General features: G+C 43.4%; 23 protein-coding genes and 1 pseudogene. 9 read left to right on the top strand and 15 right to left on the bottom strand.

Features of this window, described 5'->3' with window-relative positions; all coding sequences use genetic code 11:
* Positions 1-17 precede the first annotated feature (17 nt).
* The 3 genes and pseudogenes from AC5YCI_RS04115 to AC5YCI_RS04105 all read left to right on the top strand — a co-directional run.
* Positions 18-1253 carry a lipoprotein-releasing ABC transporter permease subunit gene (locus AC5YCI_RS04115; protein WP_496128233.1) on the top strand — a complete coding sequence of 412 codons (1236 nt, stop codon included), beginning with the start codon at positions 18-20 and terminating at the stop codon, positions 1251-1253.
* Positions 1246-1926 (top strand): lipoprotein-releasing ABC transporter ATP-binding protein LolD, encoded by a 681-nt coding sequence (gene lolD, locus AC5YCI_RS04110; RefSeq protein ID WP_496128234.1) that lies wholly within the window; start codon positions 1246-1248, stop codon positions 1924-1926. The genes AC5YCI_RS04115 and lolD overlap by 8 nt, the downstream gene beginning before the upstream one ends.
* 83 nt (positions 1927-2009) lie before the next feature.
* A pseudogene (locus tag AC5YCI_RS04105) lies at positions 2010-4418 on the top strand (DNA internalization-related competence protein ComEC/Rec2); the annotation flags it as partial.
* Here AC5YCI_RS04105 and AC5YCI_RS04100 read toward each other — a convergent pair.
* Positions 4351-5343, bottom strand: coding sequence for a lysophospholipid acyltransferase family protein (locus tag AC5YCI_RS04100; RefSeq protein WP_496128235.1), 993 nt, complete (start codon positions 5341-5343; stop codon positions 4351-4353). The pseudogene AC5YCI_RS04105 and the gene AC5YCI_RS04100 overlap by 68 nt on opposite strands.
* Before the next feature lie 120 nt (positions 5344-5463).
* Here AC5YCI_RS04100 and sppA point away from each other — a divergent pair, with 120 nt between their 5' ends.
* Together sppA and AC5YCI_RS04090 are read left to right on the top strand one after the other, a co-directional pair.
* Positions 5464-6486, top strand: a complete 1023-nt coding sequence (gene sppA, locus AC5YCI_RS04095) for a signal peptide peptidase SppA (RefSeq protein WP_496128236.1) — start codon at positions 5464-5466, stop codon at positions 6484-6486.
* Positions 6483-7271: an alpha/beta fold hydrolase gene (locus tag AC5YCI_RS04090; protein ID WP_496128237.1), complete on the top strand. Its 789-nt coding sequence runs from the start codon at positions 6483-6485 to the stop codon at positions 7269-7271. Before sppA ends, AC5YCI_RS04090 begins: the two co-directional genes overlap by 4 nt.
* Before the next feature lie 32 nt (positions 7272-7303).
* On the opposite strand, the gene purN is transcribed toward AC5YCI_RS04090, so the two are convergent.
* Both purN and purM read right to left on the bottom strand, forming a co-directional pair.
* Entirely contained in the window at positions 7304-7933 is a 630-nt protein-coding gene (gene purN, locus AC5YCI_RS04085; protein WP_496128238.1) for a phosphoribosylglycinamide formyltransferase, read from the bottom strand.
* Between the two features lie 6 nt (positions 7934-7939).
* Positions 7940-9010, bottom strand: a complete 1071-nt coding sequence (purM, locus tag AC5YCI_RS04080; protein ID WP_496128239.1) for a phosphoribosylformylglycinamidine cyclo-ligase — start codon at positions 9008-9010, stop codon at positions 7940-7942.
* Between the two features lie 134 nt (positions 9011-9144).
* On the opposite strand from purM, the gene cxpE reads away from it, so the two are divergent.
* Positions 9145-10347 (top strand): chloramphenicol efflux transporter CxpE, encoded by a 1203-nt coding sequence (gene cxpE / locus AC5YCI_RS04075; protein WP_496128240.1) that lies wholly within the window; start codon positions 9145-9147, stop codon positions 10345-10347.
* A gap of 40 nt (positions 10348-10387) precedes the next feature.
* Entirely contained in the window at positions 10388-11095 is a 708-nt protein-coding gene (gene hda, locus AC5YCI_RS04070; RefSeq protein WP_122899650.1) for a DnaA regulatory inactivator Hda, read from the top strand.
* 26 nt (positions 11096-11121) lie between these two features.
* Here the strand turns inward: hda and AC5YCI_RS04065 are convergent, their stop codons facing one another.
* The 5 genes from AC5YCI_RS04065 to AC5YCI_RS04045 all read right to left on the bottom strand — a co-directional run bounded on the left by AC5YCI_RS04065 (position 11122) and on the right by AC5YCI_RS04045 (position 14389).
* Positions 11122-11511 carry a DUF3106 domain-containing protein gene (locus AC5YCI_RS04065; RefSeq protein WP_496128241.1) on the bottom strand — a complete coding sequence of 130 codons (390 nt, stop codon included), beginning with the start codon at positions 11509-11511 and terminating at the stop codon, positions 11122-11124.
* On the bottom strand, positions 11501-11821 hold the full coding sequence (locus tag AC5YCI_RS04060; protein ID WP_496128242.1) for a hypothetical protein: 321 nt from the start codon (positions 11819-11821) through the stop codon (positions 11501-11503). The genes AC5YCI_RS04065 and AC5YCI_RS04060 overlap by 11 nt, the downstream gene beginning before the upstream one ends.
* A complete protein-coding gene (locus tag AC5YCI_RS04055; protein WP_496128528.1) occupies positions 11818-12432 on the bottom strand; it encodes an RNA polymerase sigma factor in 615 nt (204 codons plus the stop codon). The genes AC5YCI_RS04060 and AC5YCI_RS04055 overlap by 4 nt, the downstream gene beginning before the upstream one ends.
* Positions 12433-12589: 157 nt before the next feature.
* Complete coding sequence (locus AC5YCI_RS04050) at positions 12590-13366, bottom strand: TrmH family RNA methyltransferase (protein ID WP_496128243.1); 777 nt, start codon at positions 13364-13366, stop codon at positions 12590-12592.
* Positions 13367-13414: 48 nt separating this feature from the next.
* Complete coding sequence (locus AC5YCI_RS04045) at positions 13415-14389, bottom strand: class 1 fructose-bisphosphatase (protein ID WP_496175262.1); 975 nt, start codon at positions 14387-14389, stop codon at positions 13415-13417.
* A 183-nt stretch (positions 14390-14572) separates the two neighbouring features.
* Here AC5YCI_RS04045 and AC5YCI_RS04040 point away from each other — a divergent pair, with 183 nt between their 5' ends.
* A complete protein-coding gene (locus AC5YCI_RS04040) occupies positions 14573-14758 on the top strand; it encodes an NF038105 family protein (RefSeq protein WP_496128245.1) in 186 nt (61 codons plus the stop codon).
* A 33-nt stretch (positions 14759-14791) separates the two neighbouring features.
* Here the strand turns inward: AC5YCI_RS04040 and pal are convergent, their stop codons facing one another.
* From pal to AC5YCI_RS04005, 7 genes are all read right to left on the bottom strand, one after another.
* Positions 14792-15370, bottom strand: coding sequence for a peptidoglycan-associated lipoprotein Pal (gene pal / locus AC5YCI_RS04035; RefSeq protein WP_496128246.1), 579 nt, complete (start codon positions 15368-15370; stop codon positions 14792-14794).
* Between the two features lie 27 nt (positions 15371-15397).
* Positions 15398-16675, bottom strand: a complete 1278-nt coding sequence (tolB, locus tag AC5YCI_RS04030; RefSeq protein WP_496128247.1) for a Tol-Pal system beta propeller repeat protein TolB — start codon at positions 16673-16675, stop codon at positions 15398-15400.
* Positions 16676-16845: 170 nt separating this feature from the next.
* Positions 16846-18204 carry a cell envelope integrity protein TolA gene (gene tolA, locus AC5YCI_RS04025; protein WP_496175261.1) on the bottom strand — a complete coding sequence of 453 codons (1359 nt, stop codon included), beginning with the start codon at positions 18202-18204 and terminating at the stop codon, positions 16846-16848.
* A gap of 3 nt (positions 18205-18207) precedes the next feature.
* Positions 18208-18654 (bottom strand): protein TolR, encoded by a 447-nt coding sequence (gene tolR, locus AC5YCI_RS04020; protein WP_496128249.1) that lies wholly within the window; start codon positions 18652-18654, stop codon positions 18208-18210.
* Complete coding sequence (gene tolQ / locus AC5YCI_RS04015) at positions 18654-19352, bottom strand: protein TolQ (protein WP_496128250.1); 699 nt, start codon at positions 19350-19352, stop codon at positions 18654-18656. Before tolQ ends, tolR begins: the two co-directional genes overlap by 1 nt.
* Before the next feature lie 24 nt (positions 19353-19376).
* On the bottom strand, positions 19377-19784 hold the full coding sequence (gene ybgC / locus AC5YCI_RS04010) for a tol-pal system-associated acyl-CoA thioesterase (protein ID WP_496128251.1): 408 nt from the start codon (positions 19782-19784) through the stop codon (positions 19377-19379).
* Between the two features lie 189 nt (positions 19785-19973).
* On the bottom strand, positions 19974-20879 hold the full coding sequence (locus AC5YCI_RS04005) for a TonB family protein (protein ID WP_496128252.1): 906 nt from the start codon (positions 20877-20879) through the stop codon (positions 19974-19976).
* A 168-nt stretch (positions 20880-21047) separates the two neighbouring features.
* Here AC5YCI_RS04005 and AC5YCI_RS04000 point away from each other — a divergent pair, with 168 nt between their 5' ends.
* On the top strand, positions 21048-21332 hold the full coding sequence (locus tag AC5YCI_RS04000; RefSeq protein ID WP_496128253.1) for a hypothetical protein: 285 nt from the start codon (positions 21048-21050) through the stop codon (positions 21330-21332).
* The last annotated feature ends 279 nt before the right edge of the window (positions 21333-21611 follow it).

The following is a 21611-nucleotide window of genomic DNA, read 5'->3' as shown; positions in this document are numbered from 1 at the left end:
ACCTCGGACTAGATGGTATGTTTAAACCAATCTCGCTGTATATAGGGTTGAGATATACTCGCGCACGGCGGAGTAACCACTTTATTTCTTTTATTGCACTGGTTTCAATGATCGGGTTGACCCTTGGGGTCGCGGTATTGATTACAGTGCTGTCGGTCATGAATGGTTTTGACCGTGAACTTAAAAATCGTGTCCTAGGAATGGTGCCACAAGCCACAGTTTCGTCTACACAAATTTTAACAGATTGGCCAGAACTTGCCAAAAAAGTAGAGCAAAATAAACATGTTGTTGGGGCAGCACCTTTTACCCAATTGCAAGGCATGCTCACTGCGCACGGTCAAGTCTCTGGTATTATGGTCACAGGGATCGAGCCACAATATGAGCGCAAGGTTTCTATTATTCAAGACCATATGGTGGCGGGTAATTTAGATGACTTAAAAAAAGGTGAGTTTGGTATTGTTTTGGGTAAACAAATGACCGATGCCTTAGGTTTAGGCATTGGTGATAATATTACCTTGGTGCTGCCAGAAGCGACGCCTTCACCAGCGGGTGTGGTACCGCGTTTTAAACGCTTTAAAATTGTCGGGATCTTTAGTATTGGTGCTGAAGTGGATTCGATGATGGGGTATATTGCCTTAAATGATGCCTCGACCTTGTTACGTCTACCCGATGGTGCACAAGGCGTACGTATGAAGCTCGATGATATCTTTGCCGCACCTACCGTCGCCAATGAAATTGTGCGTGATTTACCAGGTGGTTTCTATGCCTCAGATTGGACCTATACCCACGGTAACTTATTTAGCGCCATTCAGATGGAAAAGGCGATGGTCAGTTTATTGCTGTTCTTAATTGTCCTAGTTGCTGCGTTTAATATTGTTTCAAGCCTAGTGATGGTGGTGACGGATAAAAAAGCCGATATTGCGATTTTACGTACTTTGGGTGCTTCACCTGCCACGATTACCAAAATCTTTATGGTGCAAGGCACGATTATTGGTGTGATTGGTACAGTTGCAGGAGCAATCTTAGGTGTTGCTTTTGCCTCAAGCATCAGCTCGGTGATTGGCTGGCTCAACAACACTTTAGGCTTAAATTTATTTGATGCTTACTTTATTAACTATTTACCATCGCATTTGCGTTGGCAAGATGTGCTAATCATTGTGAGTTTATCGCTGGTATTAAGCTTCTTAGCCACAATTTATCCAGCGCTCCGCGCAGCCAAAATTCAACCTGCGGAGGCGCTACGCTATGAGTAATTTTGTTTTAGAAGCGCGTCACATCAACAAAACCTTTAATGATGGTAAAAACCATGTTGAAGTGATTAAAGACTTATCCCTTGGGGTCAAGGCGGGTGAATTTGTCTCGATCGTGGGTTCAAGTGGTTCGGGTAAAAGTACCTTGTTGCATGTCTTGGGTGGGCTCGATTGCCCGACCAGTGGTGAAGTGTATTTACAAGGCCAGCGTTTTGACACTTTAGGCGAAGCTGAGCGTGGTTTTTTAAGAAATGAACATTTAGGTTTTGTGTATCAATTCCATCATCTATTGCCTGAATTTACTGCGCTTGAAAATGTCGCTATGCCATTAATGCTGCGCCAAGGGGCTAGCTTTAAAAAGGTGAAAACACAAGCAGAATATTTACTAGAACGGGTGGGCTTATCGCATCGTTTAACTCATCAACCAGGTGAGCTCTCTGGGGGTGAACGTCAGCGTGTCGCCATGGCGCGGGCACTCGTGGCTAGGCCGGCTTTAATGCTAGCTGATGAGCCTACGGGTAATTTAGACCGTAAAACCGCAGTGAAAATTTTTGAGTTGCTGACGGATTTACGCCGTGAGTTTAATATGGCGATGCTGATTGTGACTCATGATGAAGAACTAGCCAAAGCAGCCGATTCAATTTTGCATATGCAAGATGGGGTCTGGGTCGACTAAAATACCTGTTATCGCGTTTTGATTGAAGCCCACTTCGGTGGGCTTTATCATGTCTGTAAGCGCTGACACGGGATGGTTGGAGCATGTACATTGGTTTAGCTTTGGCATGGTTAACGGGCATTGCATTGATGGGGCAGCAGATTGCAGGTCTGCCTCAGATTGGTTTTGCGCTGGCGCTGCTGTTTTTGCTGCTGTTACTCCTGCAATTGTATCTACAGCATCAATTGCAACAGGTGTGGTTAGGTGTTGGCAATGCCATGCTTGGCATGTTCGTGGCATGTGTGCTCGGGTATAGCTATGCCCAGTCGGCATTAGAACAAAGATTGGCCTTACGCGAAACGCAAATTGCAGCGGTAGATGTGGTGGTTTATGTCGAGCGACTTAATCAACGCAGTGAACGCAGCATTGTGCAAGCGGTACAAGTGTTAGGCTTTAAGCCTGAGCCCGTCACTTGGCTTAGTTATACGGCGATTAATGAAAAAACGGGGCAAGCCAAAACCCCCGTTTTGCAACTGGGGCAGTATTATCAGATTCAGGGGCAAGTGCGACCTGCACATGGCTATGCCACGCGTGGGGCTTTTGATCAAGAAAAATGGTATGTACAACAAAACATTATGGCGACGCTGCGTATTGAGCAGCTTCGGCCTTTATCTGCCAGTGAAGTGCAGCAATTACAACAACGTTATCCCCTTGGTTTAGGTCAAAAACTACAGCTGAGTATTGAAAAAAAGCGTCTGGCTGTACGTGAGTTTATGATCCAGCAACCCATGAAGCATAAAGGGCTATTACTCGGCTTGTTAACTGGGGATCGCAGTTTATTAACTCCTGAGACGGAAGACGATTTTCGCCGTTTGGGTATCAGTCATTTATTGGCGATTTCTGGGCCACATGTACTGATTTTTGCGGCTATGTTGTGTTGGGGTTTACAACAACTCATTGGTCGCTATCAGCCTAAGCTCTATTTGAAATTGCCCAAAACCTATGTCCTGATTGCGCCGTTTGTCATTGCTGTGGCCTTGTACTGTGCTTTTGTGGGCTTTGAAATTCCAGCATTACGCACACTACTGATCGTAAGTTTAAGCTGTGTGCTGTTACTGTTTGGTCAAGCCTTACAGCCTTTAAAATTATTGGCTTATAGCGCGGCCTTACTGTTGTTATTTGATCCTTTTAGTGTGTTATCCGCAGCCTTTTGGTTGTCGTATGGCGCATGTTTTATTTTGCTTAGAATTTACCAAACGATACAGCGCCAAGATCAAACGGCTTTTAGCACAATACAGCGTGTAAAGCAGGCTATAGGCTTGTTGGTGGAATCGCAGTGGAAAATTTTTATTGCCTTGCTGCCTTTAATGCTGATTTTTTTTAAGCAAGTGGCATGGATCAGCCCAATCAGTAACTTAATTGCCATTCCTTATTTGGGTTTAGTGGTAGTGCCACTAGATATTGTAGCAGGTGTAGCGTGGCTGCTGTCTGAGCCGCTAGGCGCAATGTTATGGCATATAAATGATGCGATACTGAGCGTTTTGTTGGCGGTTTTACAGCTTTTAGATGCTTGGTTTCAACCGCAGTTGCTGCCATGGGCCATGAATTTTTGGCAACTCATCGCGCTGATTTTAGCCCTAGTGATCTTGTTTTTACCGCGTGGTTTAATCCCTAAATTTTGGGCACTCGTCTGTTTAATGCCAATATTTTTTTATGACCATAGCCGTCAGCCATTTGAACTACATGTCTTAGATGTGGGGCAAGGGCAGGCGGTTTTGATTCGTGATCAAGGACAAGCACTGATGGTAGATGTGGGGGGTAGTCCAGATGAACGCCGTTTTAGCTTAGGCGAAAATGTAATTTTACCGTTTTTGTTGCGTAGTGGCATTCAACAGCTCGATCAAGTGATCTTAAGCCATTTAGATCAAGATCATAGTGGTGCTTATCCGGCGGTAGCAGCAAAAATCAAGATTGCCAACCTCATGAGCAATGAATCTTTAGGTCAGCATTCGCTTCCGTTTGAGTATTGCCAACGTGGGCAAAAGTGGCATTGGCAGCGGCTGAGTTTTGAAGTGCTTTCACCACCGAAAAGCGCTTTAGCCACGGCCAATCAGGCCAAAAATGAGACCTCTTGTGTGTTGTATGTGACGTATCAAGGCCAAAGCCAAACGACACATTTTTTATTGATGGGCGATGCGGGTTGGCCAACTGAACATCAACTGTTACTGCATTATCCACATTTAAAGGTGGATGTGTTGGTCTTAGGCCATCATGGCAGTAAACACAGTTCTGCCTATGCTTTTTTACAGCATTATCGCCCTCAAGTGGCCGTTGTCTCAGCGGGATTTGCCAATCGTTATGGTCATCCCACTGAAGAGGTACAAGCACGTCTACACGCCTTAAACATACCAATGCTAAGTACCATTGAGCAGGGCAGTTTAACTTTTATGATGAATGATCAAGATCAGCTGTTGCTGCAAGCTCAGCGTCGCGAGCGGCTGTGGCTGCAACGCGTAATGCCTCAACTCGGGCGAGGGCCTCAGCCGTTGGCGCATTATATAAACCGCTCAAAGCAGGATTGGCCTTAAAGCGTTTATAGCTCCAGTGATAATGCTCTGGATAACGACGAATCAGATCTTCAAGCGCATGATGAATAATTTCTGTACCTTGGTTGGCGCTGCCTTGATAGATAGCGTCATCAATGGCTTCCATATACATATCAAAACCGTCGCGATCGTTACGTAGAGCGTAGAGTAAAATGGCTTTGGCTTTGGTTTTTTGAATCAGTTTGGCACTTAAGTTACTGGACGCTAAAGGTACACCAAAATACGGCACCATATCTCCGCCAATATTGGGGGTATGATCTGGTAAAATTACCGTAGTACCGCCTTGTTTTAAGGCTTTAAAAATTTGCCGTACCCCAGACTCATCGGTAGGCACCAGATTGGCTTGCTCACGGCTACGTGCCTGACGTACAAATTGATCAGCTGCTGGATTTTTAACTGGCTTATACATAATGGTCATGGTGGTGTGCTGGGCTACCCACGCATTCATGACTTCCCATGTACCAAAATGTGGAACCACCAAAACCACGCCTTTTTGTTCGGCTAAAGCGGCTTCCAAAATTTCACGACCGTGAATATGATGGATACGGCTAATATTTTTTTGGTTGCTCGAACCCCAAATACTAAAAAACTCAAAATAGGAGCACAGTTCATTTTTAACTGCTGCACGACAAATCCGCTCACGCTCTTGCGCTGTCATCTCTGGAAAGGCAATTTGTAAGTTAAGACGAATGGTATTAGATGTTTTAGAAATCTTAAAATTATTCACCAAACCAGCTAACATTTTGGCAACAAAACGTGATAACTGTATCGGTTGGCGGCTAACAAAGTTGAGCAAACGATAGGTCGAGGTCTGTTGAATGGGCTCAGTCATGGAGGGATAAGATTTCGCCAGAAAAGAAAATTATTATAGGCGAAAAGTAACGACTTTAGACAGTGCAAGCACAATCATTGTATATAATGAGGGCAATTTTAATTACATTGGGTCATTTTTATGTCCGATTGGCCACCAAAACCACAAGATGAAATAAAGGTACAGCCTACACCACCCACAGGACCAGAATGGAAATTACTTGAAAAAGCGGTTTTGGCATCGGTAGAAGAACAGCGCCGTGCACGCCGTTGGGGTATTTTCTTTAAATGTCTGACCTTTGCCTATTTATTGTTTATTGTTTTAGCGATGGGCAGAGGGTGCTCTAGCGCCGGTAAAAGTGATGCGGTTGCAGGGACTAGTTCGGCGCATTTGGCGGTGGTGGATGTGATTGGTACCATTGGTGCAGATAAACAAAGTGTCAACAGTGAAAATACCATCAAAGCCTTAAATAAAGCCTTTAGCAATAGCCAAGCCAAAGCGGTGGTATTAAACATTAACTCACCGGGTGGTTCACCAGTTCAATCCGATGAAATTTGGCAAGAGATTCGCTATTTAAAACAGCAGCATACCGAGAAAAAACTCTATGCCGTGATTGGCGATACGGGTGCTTCAGGTGCTTATTATATTGCCTCTGCAGCTGATCAAATTATTGTCAATCCATCAAGCCTAGTCGGTTCAATTGGGGTGATTATGCCCAATTATGGCATTAATGGCTTAATGCAAAAATTAGGCGTACAAGATCGCACCATGACCGCAGGTGACAACAAAGCTCTATTGTCGATGACCCAACCGATTGATCCTGCGCAGCAAACGCATGTGCAAGATGTGTTAAATAACGTGCATAGTCACTTTATTCAAGCGGTGAAAGATGGACGTGGTGATAAACTCAAATCCAATGACCCGGCAATTTTCTCAGGGCTATTCTGGACGGGTGATCAAGCCGTTAAACTAGGTGTTGCGGATCGTATTGGCAGCATCAACACCCTCAAACGTGAACTTAAGTTGGATAAAACCGTCAATTACACCATTGAACATAATCCTTTAGATTCGATTTTAGGTCGTATGGGTAGCGAAATTGGTCAAGGTATTGCATCATCTGTGCAACAACAATTGCAAACAGAACAAGACCCAAAACTAAGATGAAACCTTTAATTCATTTCGCGCATGCCAATGGTGTACCGAGTCAGGTGTATCAAAAGCTCTTTGATTTACTCTCAGATGAGTACGATGTGGTATATACCGAGCCTTTAGGCACAGATAAACGCTATCCCATTGATGAGGGGTGGAAAAGCTTAACTCAACAAGTGGTTGATAGCATTGTACGTCAAGCGGCAGGGCGGCCTGTAATTGGGATTGGCCATTCATTGGGTTCGGTGTTGACGATGCAAGCGGCCTATGCGCGACCTGAATTATTTAATCAAGTGATTTTGCTTGATCCACCTTTATTGGTCGGTAAAACTGCATTGGCCTTAGCGTTGATGAAACGTTTACAGCCGAAGAAGCTGGATCAACTGAGTCCTGCCGGCTTGTCTAAAAAGCGCCGTGATCATTGGGACAGTCGTGAGCAAGCAGCGCTCAGTTTACGTCCTAAAGGTTTTTATAAAGACTTTGATGATGATTGCTTCAATGCTTATATTCAGCATGCATTAACAGATGATCCCATACGTGGTGGTGTGACCTTAACCATTGCTAAAATGGATGAAGTGAATATTTTTAGAACTAATCCTTCAAAATATTGGCAGCCCATACCTGAACCAAGTGTGCCGATGCATTTGGTGGTGGGGGAAAACAGTATTTTTAATGAAAAAGGCTTTCCTAAGCGGATTCAGCAAAAACTCGGTATTCCTTATAGCGTGTTTAAAGGGGGCCACATGTTCCCACTAGAACATCCAGTTGAGCTGGTGCAATATTTAAAGAAATTGATTTAAAAAAACGCAGCCGAGGCTGCGTTTTTTATGCTTTAAAGCTTGGTAAATTGTAGCGGTTCAGTCAAAGGCTGACCCCGGTACAATAGACCTTGTGCTGTATGCACTAAAGTGCCATTACAAATCCACTCCGCTACTTGCGGATAGATCAAGTGTTCAAGTCTATGCACACGTTCAGCGAGGCTGCTTTCGTTATCATGTGTACCAACACGTAATACACCTTGTGCTAAGGCTTGACCTGCATCAAGCTCCGCAGTCACATAGTGTACCGTACAGCCATGATAGGCATCGCCAGTACGAAGCACACGTTGATGGGTATGCATACCTTTGTAATGTGGCAACAGCGAAGGATGAATGTTAATCATCTTACCCTGCCAGTTTTGCACAAAGTCTGCGCTTAGAATACGCATAAACCCAGCCAAAATCACTAAATCTACATCCCAATCGAGGAGTTGTTGATGCATCACAGCATCAAAACTCTCACGACTTGGATAGTATTTATGTTCAATGACTGCCGTGGCAATACCAGCTCTTTGGGCACGCTGTAAGGCATAGGCTTCAGGTTTATTGGAAATAACCCCAACAATTTGCCCCGATAGATTGGCATCAATCAAGGCTTGGAGGTTAGAACCGCTACCTGAAACTAAAACTGCAATCTTAATCATTACAACTTAAGCGAATACAACGCGGATTTTTTCATCTGCACCAGCAACTGATTCAGCATTATCGACGATTGAACCCATTGCCCACGCTTTTTCGCCAAGACTGGTAAGAAGTTCAACAGTTTTGTCTGCATCGGCTGCATCAACCACAAGCACCATACCAACACCACAGTTAAATGTACGGTACATTTCAAACTGTTCTACGCCGCCTTCACGTTGTAGCAATTTAAACAATTCAGGCCACTCCCATGAACCTTCATTGACAATCGCTTGTGCACCGTTTGGTAATACGCGTGGTAAGTTACCAGGTAAACCACCACCTGTGATGTGTGCCATGGCATGTACATCAACAGATTTAAGTAATTCAAGAATTGGTTTTACGTAAATACGAGTCGGTTCCATTGCAGCATCTGCAAGTGGGCGACCGTCAACGAGTTGAGTTAAATCAACATTTTTTACGTCTAAGATTTTACGAAGTAAAGAGTAACCGTTTGAGTGTGCACCACTTGATGCCACACCAATTAACACGTCGCCCGCTTTTACTTTAGAGCCATCAATGATTTTGCTGTGTTCAACCACACCTACGCAGAAGCCTGCAAGGTCATAGTCTTCGCCTTCATACATGCCTGGCATTTCAGCAGTTTCACCGCCCACCAACGCACAGCCTGCAAGTTCACAACCTGCACCAATGCCTGTTACGACATTAGCTGCTACGTCCACATTTAAGTGACCTGTTGCATAGTAATCAAGGAAGAATAACGGTTCAGCACCGCAGACAAGAAGGTCGTTTACACACATTGCCACCAAGTCCTGACCAATGGTGTCATGACGGTTTAAATTAAGTGCTAAACGTAATTTTGTACCAACACCATCTGTGCCTGATACGAGAACAGGTTCTTCATAACCTTTAGGAATTTTACAAAGAGCGCCGAAGCCACCAAGGCCTCCCATCACTTCTGGACGTGATGTGCGTTTTGCGACTGATTTGATACGATCGACTAACGCGTCGCCCGCTTCAATGTCGACACCCGCGTCTTTGTAGCTTAAACCGGTGTTTGGGGTAGAAGTTGAGTTGCTCATAATTGAAGTCTCCGCATTCGCGCGGCGATTATAACCTGAATATACGAAACTCTTATGTTATTTATGAGGCAAAATGCTATCTTTATTGAAATATTTTAAGTTTCATAACCAATAACAAGGAAAAAGGCGAAATTATGGGTGACAAAACCTTGCGTCGTATTTTTATATTGGCGGGCATCGCTCTAATTGTCTGGATTCTCTACTTATTAAAACCAGTGGTTATTCCCTTTGTCGGTGCGTTTTTAATCGCCTATTTATTTAGCCCCTTGGTCGATAAGCTGCATGATTATGGTCTACCAAGATGGCTATCGATTACCTGTGTCTTTGTGGGTATTGCCATTGTAATGACCTTAGCAGTTTGGTACTTAGTGCCGCTGATTTGGGAGCAGTTAAAGTATGCAAGAGACAGTATTCCTGCAGGGATTCATTGGGTTAATTATACTTTCTTGCCTTGGGTATCTGAGACTTTTAATGTCGATGAAATGGAAATTGATACCCAACAGTTCTCTACCGTGATTATGGATTATGTGCAAACCAACTATAGTGCTGACAGTGTACAAGCCATGGCGCTAAAGTTAGCACAGTCGGGTTTAAACTTTATTCAGATTGGCGGTACGGTGGTGTTAATTCCGATTATTGCCTTTTATTTCCTACTGGACTGGGATCGTATGCTCGATGGTTTACGTCGCTTAATTCCACGTCGTTATGAAGCCAATACCTTGCATGTAGTGGGCGAGTGTCACAGCGTTTTAGGTGCCTTTGTAAAAGGTCAGCTTTTGGTCATGGTATTGTTGGGTGTGGTCTATGCCGTCGGTCTACAATTGATTGGTTTGGAAGTAGGCTTAATCATTGGCATGATCGCAGGCCTTGCCAGCATCATTCCTTATTTAGGCTTTGCTGTCGGTATTATTGCTGCGGTGATTGCCAGTCTTTTCCAATTTGGTTTAGATTGGATGCAGTTGGCACTGGTACTAGTAGTGTTTATGGTCGGGCAAGCCATTGAGGGTTATATTTTACAGCCATTTTTATTGGGTGATAAAATTGGTCTATCGCCAGTTGCCGTGGTCTTTGCCGTGTTGGCAGGTGCACAATTGGCTGGGTTCTTAGGCATGCTGATTGCCTTACCTGTGGCTGCTGTAATTGTAGTATTACTGCGTCATGTGCGGGAATTTTACGAAACCAGTCAACTTTATCAAGCTCAGCCGCAACTCACGGTTAATGCGACCGAAGATGGCGCAGTAAACATCGTCACAGAGCAAGTCGATGTACATGTAGAAATGAAAAATCCTGACTTAAAAACGCAGCAACTCAATGAAAAATCGAGTAAGATGGATTGACCTGACAATAACATGTAAGTGAAAAGGCTATACGACATATATGCGCCAACTGCAATTAGACATTGAACCTCAACTCGACGCTCGAATTAGCGATTTTTCGGGTCCAGGATGGGGACACGTGATTGATGCAGTCCGTCAGCTTCATGCTGGTTTAGTCAGTCGTTTTTATGTCTATGGTGGGGCAGGGACTGGAAAAAGTCATCTGCTTTCTGCGATTTGCGACTCTTATCTTGATGTGGGTAAATCTGCCATTCAAGTATCTTTACTTGAGTTGCTCGATGCGCCAACAGAAGCCATTACCTCACTTGAGCGTTATGACTTAGTCGCCTTAGATGATATTGAGGCAATCAGTGGCGTGCCACATTGGCAAAAGGCAGTATTTCATCTGATTAATTATAATAATCAAGAAGGTGGCCAATTGGTGTTTTCATCGCGTATGGCACCAATTGAACTGAAACTTGAATTACCTGATTTACAGTCACGCTTAACCCAAGCGGTGAGTGTACGTGTCCCCAATGGCAGTTTATATGCCGATCGCTATGCCTTGGTTAATTCTGTGCTTGATCGCCGTGGTATTCATATTGATCAGCAAATTATTGATTACTTGCTTAACCATGGCCCACACCAAGCCTCCATTTTATTGCAAAGCTTAGAGCAATTGATTCAATTGTTAAAAGGTGAAAAAACTAAGCTTAGCGGTGCGACTTTAAGACAGATTTTTGCTTTAATTGATGAATATCAAGAATAAAAAAAAGCCTCTGATGAGGCTTTTTTTTATTCCGCTTGCGTGTATTTGACAATATATTCATCACGAATGGCACTACGCTCTTCAGGACGGGCTTTTTCTAAGCGTTGTCCAAGTTCACGACGTTCAGTGCTACTCATTTTTTGCCAAACTTCACGCATCTTTTGTTTTTCTTGCTCGGGCAATTGGGTAAACCAATCAATACGCTGTTGCAAGCTACTGCTTTGTTCTTGTGGTAATTCTTTTAAACTTTGATAGCGTTTAATCGCTGCCATTTGTTCAGCTTCAGACATGCTTTCCCAACTGTCGACTTGGCTATTGGCATCTTTAGAAAATAGCCAAAAACGTTCAAAGCCTGCAAAACTGCTTTGTAAAAAGCCAATGGCACACAAGGCTAAAGCCAGTTTCTTAGCTGCCATGCGGACCTCGGTCTTCACCTAGCACCATCAGCATTTCCAAATCTTCAACCATCTGTGGCGAAAGTTTTGGTGATACAACGGCTTGATTAACAGGTTGTTCAGTCATGTCATTTGAGTGCGGTAAAATTGCGATGCCGGTGATGGCAGCCGCTAAGGCAAAACCTGACATTTTCCATAAACCGTAACGTGATGTCTTTTTATGTTGAATACGTTCAAAGACCTGATTCATCACTTGGGCTTTGTCGTGGGGACGGTCAGCTAAGTGATCGAGTTTGGAAGTGACTTGTTTTAAGTAATCATCATGTTTCATGTTGATGACCCTCCCAGATGTGGATTTAAATGTGCGAGCGTGGCACGCAGGCCTTGAATCGCACGGTGATAATGAGTTTTTACACTGCCTTCTGAGCAGTTCATAATCTGTGCGGTGGTGTGGGTATCAAACCCTTCCCATGCGCGGAGCATAAAGGCTTGTTGCTGGCGTAAGGGGAGTTGTTGAATCGCTGCTTGAATTTCTTCAGCAGTGACATGTTGGTCAACAAAATCGGCTGGATTAATGGCATGTTCATCAACGACATCATGCAGTTCAATCTCTTCATCATCCAAGCTGACTTTTTTAAAGAAAGAAAATGGATTGGCGCGCCGTGCTTCTTTACGTCGCCAATCTTGTAATTTGTTATTTAAAATGGTGTAAAACAGGGGATACCATTCATCATTGGGGCGATCGCTATAGGATTTATGCAATGAGATAAAAGCCTCTTGGACTAAGTCCATAGCAATACCTTGTTGACCTTGGGTGGCACTCTCCATCATGACTAAAGCGCGTCCAGTCACCTCTTGCATAAAAAGCTTAAGGCGTTGCTCGGCCGTACTCTTAAGAATACTGGCATCTTGGCTTTGAGACTGTTTGGGTGCTAAATCCATAGAGATGGAAAATCCTGTCATTGGATACCCAGCATTATTTCCATTGTCATAGTGTTATAACGCTGGAAATAATGATTGGGTTGACAATTCTTTAATTATTTTTCTAGTGTACTTTAAATTTTAAGTAGATGGTTCAACGTTAAAACAAAACACACAATTACAGACGCTGACGCACCATTTCAAAGAAACAGATCGAACCTGCAATCGCCACGTTTAAAGATTCTTGACCGCCCGGCTGTGGAATGGCCACAGATTTGGCATGTTCTAGGGCATAGCTAGATGCACCTTGACCTTCGTTGCCTAAAATCCAAACACACGCTTGGCTGAGATCTTGTTCATAGAGGCTAGTGGATTGGTGTGAACTGGTCACATACACTGGAATTTCAAAACGTGATAACACGTCTTCTAAAGTCACATTTTCAAAAGTCTGTAAGCTAAAATGCGCCCCCATACCCGCACGTAATACGCGTGGTGACCACAGAGATGCTGAACCTTTGGTACAAATGACTTGCTTGATGCCAGCAGCGGCTGCAGAACGTAGTAAAGTACCTGCATTACCCGGATCTTGTACGTTTTCTAAAATTAATGTATCTGCTGCAAAGTCAAGGCTTTGGCGTGAGGTGGGCTGATCAATCACGGCTAAGCACGGTAAGGTGGTACCTAAGGTGCTTAAGTCACGGTATAAGCTTTCTGCAATGACAAAAACTGAACCTTGATAAAGGTCTAAAATGTCGCAAATTTCTGGATGGGTGAGTGATTTTTCAGTCGTGAAAATTGAGTTAATTTTCCTATTTTGTTCTAACCATGCTTGGCACAAGTGTGTACCTTCAAGCACAGTTTGACCTTGCTTTTTGCGATAGCTGTTTTGTTCAATTAAAGCACGTAAATGCTTAATCTTAGGATTATCTTTAGATTCTAAAAAAATAGTCGACATGGGAGAAGCTCATGCCCATAAACTGAAGAGCTTATGGGCATTCAAAGATTAGTTATGGTAGCTGGTCACAAGATCAACTTCATTTTTTGAACCAATAATGACAGGTACACGTTGGTGTAAGTCAGTTGGTTGGATCTCTAAAATACGTACACGACCTGTGGTTGAGGCACCGCCAGCTTGTTCCATGAGCATACTCATTGGATTCGCTTCATACATTAAACGTAAACGACCGGCTTTTTTCGGATCTTTTAAGTCGTATGGGTACATGAAAATACCAGAACGGCACAGGATACGGTGAATATCACCCACCATACATGCAACCCAACGCATATTAAAGTCTTTTTCGCGTGGACCAGTTTTACCTGCTAGTAATTCATCGATATAACGTTGTACTGGTTGCTCCCAATGACGTTGGTTTGAGGCATTAATGGCATATTCTTTGGTGTCTGCTGCAACTGTAATGTCTTGTGTGGTTAACAAGAATTCTTGGCTGTCTAAGTCAAAGGTAAAGAACACCGTGCCTGCACCAACAGTTAACGCCATCATGGTTGATGGACCATAGAGCACATAACCTGCAGCCACTTGCTGCTGACCTGCTTGCATAAAGTCAGCCGCTTGCGTTACTGCATTTTTAGCCGGCAAAATTGAGAAAATGGTACCTACGCACATGTTAATATCGATGTTGCTTGAACCATCTAGCGGATCAAATAGCACCAAGAACTCACCGTTCTCTTGTGCAGGGGTAAATTCGTCTAACTCTTCAGAGGCTAAGCCGCCGACATGTGGGTGAACTTTCAGGGCATCAATTAAATAGTCATTTGAAATGACGTCGAGTTTCTTTTGCTCTTCGCCTTGTACGTTTTCATGTTGTGCGCTGCCCAATACACCGGCAAGCGCGCCTTTTTGTAACAATACATCAATGCTTTTACACGTGTTTGCAATTGTTTCAATCACTTGAGCGAGTTCAGGTGTTAAGTTCCCGCTTTGTTGTTGTAGAAATTGGGAAAGAGTAAGATATGCCATCGCTGGAAAACTCCGCAGTGCTCATGCACACATAGATAATAAGAAAAGATGGCCGCTATTTTAGAGGAGAACCAACAAAAAGAAAAATTAAACTCGACCTTTTGCTATGATTTTACCCTTGCAAGTTCATTAAAAACTGCTATGTTGATTTAAAGGATAAGAAATAAGGCGAGGAGGATCGCAATGACCACACATAAGTTTGATGCAACCCCAACTCCAAGTGAAGCAATTAGTCTAGATGAGATTTCTGCCGACAATATTAAACAAGCTTGGCAGGACTATGAGGCTAAACCTGAATATAAAGAGTTTAACAAACATGATTTAATTGAATCGTTGCAACCTAAACAGGATGAGCAACAGCCGTCATAAAAAAAGCGCTCTAATGAGCGCTTTTTTTAGGCTTTATTTGAGCAAAGGCGGGACTGCTTCGTAATTGATTTCTACGCGGCGGTTTTCTTTCCATGCTGCTTCATTACTACCGGTTGCGACAGGCATTTCTTTACCATAGCTGACCGCTTCTAATTGTGTAGCACTAACGCCACTGCTGACTAAAAAGCTTTCTACCGCTTTAGCGCGACGTTCACCGAGTGCCATGTTGTATTCACGTGTACCGCGTTCATCGGTATGGCCGGTTAAAGCAACGCGTGAATTGGCATTGGCCATTAAAAACTGAGCATGGGCCTGTAGGGTTTGTACATCTGTAGTTGAGAGTTCTGTGCTGTCATAGTCAAAATGCACCACACGTTTGGCTAAAAAGGCTTTATTGGCTTCAGTGACCCCTTTGGCTGAAGCACCGGTTAAGCTTTGTGCAGCAAGCGCTGCATCTTCGCTTAAGCCTTGAGTATCGACTGTAACGCTTGGAGTGTTGTTGTTTAAAGCGTTATCGCTAATCACTGGATTAACCGGTTTACGGCTGGCACAGCCTGTAAAGAGTAGGGCTGTTGCTAAAATTGGCAAGAGCAGCGTTGGCATTTTTTTCATCTTCATCATCCTTATTTAATTTAAGCTTTATTTGGGTGCCCAAGCAGGTTCACGTACTTCGCCCACTTCACTTGGTAAGTTGACACGGAAACGGCTATCGAGTGACATAATTGACAATAAACCACGATTCGCTTCGCGTGTGGCATACACCACCATTTGCCCATTTGGTGAGAAGCTTGGTGATTCATCTAAGCTGGTTGGGGTGAGCACATTGGTCACGCCGCTATTAATATCTTGAATGGCAACTTTATAGTTGCTGCCACTTGGACGATGGACCAGAGCAATTTTTTTGCCATCTGCACTTAAAGTACCGCGCGCGTTAAAAGCACCACGGAAGGTGACACGTTTGGTATCAGCCGATTCAAAGTCATAACGATAAATTTGTGCAGAGCCACCACGATCTGAAGTAAAGATAAAGCCTTTACCATCTGGGGTATAACGTGCTTCAGTATCAATGGCGCTGTTATTGGTCATGCGCTGTAAGCTACGCGTGCTTAAATCCATTTGATAGATTTCTGGGTTGCCATGCATGGATGCAGTAAATAACATGCTTTTGCCATCGGGTGAGAAACTTGGTGCACCATTTAAACCCCGGAAGCTGGTGATTTTTTCACGGCTGCCTGTAGCAAGATTTTGTAAGTAAATCGCAGGACGTTTAGTTTCAAACGATACATAGGCAATACTTTTGGCATCGGGTGTCCAAGCTGGCGATAGAATAGGATCACGCGAAGTCAGAATCGTTTTTGGCTGTTCACCATCGGTGTCGGCAATTTGTAAGGTATAACGCTGCTCAGGTGTGGCTGGGTTACGCAGTACATAGGCAATACGACCACTAAAATCGCCAGCAATGCCTGTTAAGGCTTGGAAAATAGTATCACTAATCATATGTGCTGCCTGACGCGTGCGTGAAGCAGGTACAGTGAGCATTTCATTTAGTAGATAAGTGGTTTTTTCTACATCATAGAGTTGATAATGAATGGCAATACTACCATCTGGATTGGTCTTACTTGATCCTGTAACTAAGTAAGGAATCCCTGCTGCTTTCCAAGCACCTGCATTAGGCTGATCATTGGCAGCAGTTGCCGGTAAGTTTTTCGAGGCGCTTGAGAATTTGCCTGAACGATTTAAGTCATTTTCGACAATCGGATAAATACTAGAGTCACTGCTAAACGGGACAATGGCAATTTTAGGGCTTTCTTCGGCAGTTTTGACAATTTCTAGATGGAGTTGAGCAAAGGTTTGGCTGCTAAGACTCGCGCCTAAGGCGGTCATTAATGCTAAGCCGAGTAGGTGTTTACGCGTCATATCCTTAGTCCTTTAAATACTCAAAAGATTTGAATTTTTGTGAAAATTTTGTTGGTTATCATGACAGATATTCTGTAATAAAAAAGCCCCAGTTGAGCGCTTTATTACTCAAACTTTGTAAATTTGAGTGGAAAAAACGCGCGATTTTGGCTTCAAATCGCGCTTTTGATTTATCGGGCGGTAAAACTTGAAGTAAAGCTACGTGCCTGACTGCGTGCCTCTGGATCAGAGGGCATTGGGTACGGTGCAGCTGCACGTACAGCAGCTTCAATACTGGCTTTGAGGTCAGGATTACTTGAACTGACCACTACAGACAGGACACTACCGCTGTCACTTAAAGTGACACGGGCAGTGGCGCTTTGTCCTGTTGCACCACTTGGAATATCCCACGCACGACGAATTTTGCTCTCAAAGTCACGTTTAGCAGTAGAGGCAATTTTTCTCGCTTCAGCTTTTTTAGCGGCAGCTTCTTCTTTGGCTTTGGCCGCAGCAGAGGCTTTTGCTTCAGCCGCAGCTTCGGCTTTGGCACGTTCAGCAGCCTCGGCACGTTCTTTTGCCGCAGCCTCGGCTTTGGCTTTTGCTGCTGCATCGGCTTTGGCTTCTGCAGCTGCGTCGGCTTTAGCTTTTTCAGCCGCATCAGCTTTGGCTTTAGCAGCTGCGTCGGCTTTAGCTTTTGCAGCTGCCTCGGCTTTGGCTTTTTGAGCTGCATCGGCTTTGGCTTTTTGAGCTGCATCGACTTTAGCTTTAGCAGCTGCATCGGCTTTGGCTTTTTGAGCAGCCTCGGCTTTAGCTTTTGCTGCTGCATCGGCTTTGGCTTTGGCTGCTGCATCGGCTTTAGCTTTAGCAGCTGCCTCGGCTTTGGCAGCAGACTCGGCTTTAGCTTTTGCAGCTGCATCGGCTTTAGCTTTTGCAGCGGCATCCGCTTTAGCTTTTTCAGCCGCATCAGCCTTGGCTTTAGCCGCAGCTTCAGCCTTTTGCGCAGCCGCCTCAGCGCGGGCTTTGTCTGCGGCACTGGCTTTGGCAGCGTCAGCTTTAGCTTGAGCCGCGGCTTGTTTGGCAGCATCTGCTTCAGCTTGGGCTTTTAAGCGTGCAGTTTCTGCCGCTTTATTTTGTGCTTGGGCTTTTGCTGCATCTTGGGCGGCTTGTTGTTCGGCGCGTTTGGCTTGTTCGGCTGCTTTTTGCGCGTTGAGCTGATTACTATCTGGCTGTACTTTGGGGCTAGGAGTCGGTACGGGCACAGGAATCACAGGCGCATTAGCAGTAGGCGCTGCGGTTTGGGTAATTTGATTCGCTACGTTTGTATCTGCGCTTTCCGCCTCTTCTATAAGAGCAGGCGTTTTTTCTTCAACTATAGGTTCAGGCACTAAATCTTCAGGACGGATCAGCACAGTTTCTAGAGGCTTAGGGGGCTGTAGTGGCTTACTCATGCCTACGTAGAGTAAACCCATAATGGCAAGCACATGCACGCCTGCTGTAAAAGCCAGCGCTAATTTCTTTTGCGCAAATGGGGGCTTTTGAAAGTTTTTCATTTTTTAAGATACCGGCTCGGTCAGCAAGGCAACTTTGCTTAAACCGGAATTTTGCAGCTGGTTCATCAGTTGAATCACTTCGCCATACGGGCGTGATTGTTCGCCATTAATCACCACTGTGAGCTCGCTATTTTGCTGCTGTTGTTCGCTTTGCGCTGCTTGTAGCACAGCCTCTAACTCAGCCAAGCTTAAGGCTTGATCATTGTTATGGTTTTGGTATTTAAGTAAATACTGACCATTTTGATCTAAGGTCACAATCGCCGGCGGCGATTTATTTTCAAGTGGTGTTGCATTGGCTTTAGGTAAATCAACTTGAATGCCACTGGTAATCATGGGTGCAGTGACCATAAAGATCACCAATAACACCAACATGACGTCAATGTAGGGCACCACATTCATATCACTATTGAGTGGTTTTTTAATACGGTTAAAACGGCCTGAGTGTCGCATTAGGCATCGTCCTGTGGTTTACCTACAGATTGTGCTTGTAACAGGGCCACCATTTCTTCGGCAAACAAGGCGCGGTCGCTATAAATTTGATCGCCTTGGCTGGTAAAATGGTTAAAGGCTAAAACCGCAGGAATCGCGGCAAATAAACCAATGGCAGTAGCAATTAAGGCTTCGGCAATACCGGGAGCAACAGTGGCAAGACTGACTTGATCGACATCCGATAAACCAATAAAGGCATTCATAATGCCCCATACTGTACCAAATAAACCAATATAAGGTGCTACAGAACCAATACTGGCCAATATGCCTAAACCTTGCTCTAAATGCGCCTGATCACGACTTAAACCCACCCGTAAAATACGTTCTGTACTGTCAATACTTTGCGCAACAGAGGCATGGCGTTTTTGTAATTTTAAAAACTCACCTTGACCGTGATAGAAAATATCTTCAAGACCAGTACGTTTGGTATTGAGCTGGGCATTGTTATACAAGGTGGATAATTCAGCGCCAGACCAGAACATTTTTTGAAAATGTTCATCATCACGGCTGGCTTTTTTATAGGTCAAATGTAACTTAGCAATCAAATACCAACTGCAAATGGATGCCAATAATAAAATCAGCATCACCAGTTGTACCACTGGACTCGCTTGTAAAATAAGATCTGAGATGTGTAGGGAAGATTCGATTTGTGTTGCCATAGTTACATGTGCCAATTCATTTTTCTAATCCGCTTCCATGGTGTTACGTATGAGTTCACGCATTTCCTCTGGAAGTCGGCGAGGTTTCATATTGGCATCAATACATGCCAACTCGACCTCACCTGAAGCTAGCATGATTTCACCACGATAAATATTCTGTTGCAATACAAATGAGGTTGATTTACAAGAAACAACAGTTGCAGTTACGGTAATTAAGTCATCCATTAAAATTGGACGCATATATTTTAAGTTAATTTTATGCACCACAAAGTTGTAATCTTTTTGATGCCAATAATGTTCGATCCCGCAAGCACGTAACCATTCGGTACGCGTGCGTTCCATAAAGCGAATATGGTTCGCATGATAAACAATACCACCAGCATCAGTATCTTCAATATAAATACGAATAGGGAATTCAAATCTATTGCTCATAAGTGCGTTCCAGTATGAAATCTAAAATATGTCTGCCGCGCCTGCATCAGACTTTAAAGCGAGTGTTAGGATTATGCGAAGTTTAGCAGAATCAATCTCATCGCCTATGGCTGAAGTCACCAATTATAAAAAAGCTGTATTGGCAAAAAGTATCCTGTCAGGCACTAGATATTGGCTGAGGTTTGAGGGTCATTGCTGGGGATCTTTTGCTGTTAAGACGATTGGAATATTTAAGGTGACAGGCGCGTGGTGACTATAAAGCAGCGCAGTTTTAATTTGTTGATAGATCTTGGCGTCTAATTGTGGGATGCCACTGCTTTGTGTGAGGGTGCTTTTGGCGAGATTGCCTGCTTCATTAAAGCTGAGGCGAAAGCTTAAATGGCGAGTTTGCCCAGCCAGATCATGTTGCGTGTATTGAATATGCGGGAAATGACGCCAAATTTTAGCAGCTTCATTAACAGGCAGATCATCCTTTAATGTCACTTTACGGCTTTGTTGTTGGTTAAATCGTGTGCCTAAGCTCAAAGGTAGGGTTAATTTTTGAGGGGTGGTTTTAGGGTTAAGGCGTGCATCTTTGACTTGTGCAATGATTTTTTCATCTAAATGTTGAAGGCCTGTGCTTTGTAAGATTGTAATCGCATCAATAAAGCCTTTTGGGTCGCGGGTAATTTGTAAGGTCAGATAACGGTTTTGGCCTTGTAGGTCGAGGTTTTGATAAGAAATATACGGTTTTACTAACCAAATTTTACTGTCTTGTAATGGAGAGATGGTCATTTCAAAGGATTGCGTCACTTCAAATACATTCGGATAGGGGAGAAATTCACTGGCCATAACAGCATCTTGCACTTTTTGATCCAGTGCAGCGATGCCTGAACTTTGTATGATGCGGGTATTGATGACTTTCCCTTGAGGATTACCCATGATATGTAAGGTGGTTTTACGATTTTGATTTTCTAGGTCTTTGTTTGTGTAATTGAGTGTTGGGGGTGTTTTCCATTGTGGCTGCACTTGTGCAACTGTTTTTGGCGTTTGTGCTTGTAATGCAATGAGTGGACTCAATAATAAAAAGCTTAGTCCTAAAATTTTAATATTCATTAGAATTCCCTTATAAATTTGTGTCTGATCATAAAGAAATTTAATGGATAATTAAAGTAAATAATTCTCATTCTCAAGTGTAATTTTTAAAGCTTAGTTTTTATTTAATTTTTGGCTTTTTGCTTATACGATAGCCGCTTGATATGGTTGCTATTTTAAGAGGGGAAAATGGCAGATACAGAACAACTAGCAAAAAATCAGATGATTGTTTTACAACAACCAAATGGTGAAAAGATTTATCTTGATTTAAATGTCTCTACAGATACCACAGCAATAAAATCATTTGAAAAAAGTACTGATATGTCGATAGCTGCTTTTGACTATGCCACAGGAATCGCTGTGTTTTTAGGATTATGTGCTACAGGGTTGGCTTATTGGTATGGACAGAAAAGTTTTAAATTAACAGAGATGTCTTTTGATTCTTTAAACAATCAAATCAACCTTGAGAAGTAAATCGTTAAAGAAAGAGAGTTAAGAAAATTAGGTGCGGAATATATTAATATTGTTCATAATTTTATAAATAAAGCTCAGGATTTTGAAGAAAATTAGACCTCTTGCGAAAGTAAAAATCACCTCCATATAAATTTCATGAGATATCAGAAATTAAACCGTTTTTCAGATTCTGAATTCAAACGCTTAGTTGGCGTACCTCGACAAGTTTTTACTGAGATGGTAGAGGTTCTAGAAATAGCAGAATCACTCAAAAAGAAATCAGGTCGACCTCATACTTTA

It is taken from the genome of Acinetobacter sp. CY17 (assembly GCF_059515825.1).
Note: the sequence above shows the minus strand (reverse complement) of the source record. Positions and strands in the feature narration are given on the sequence as shown.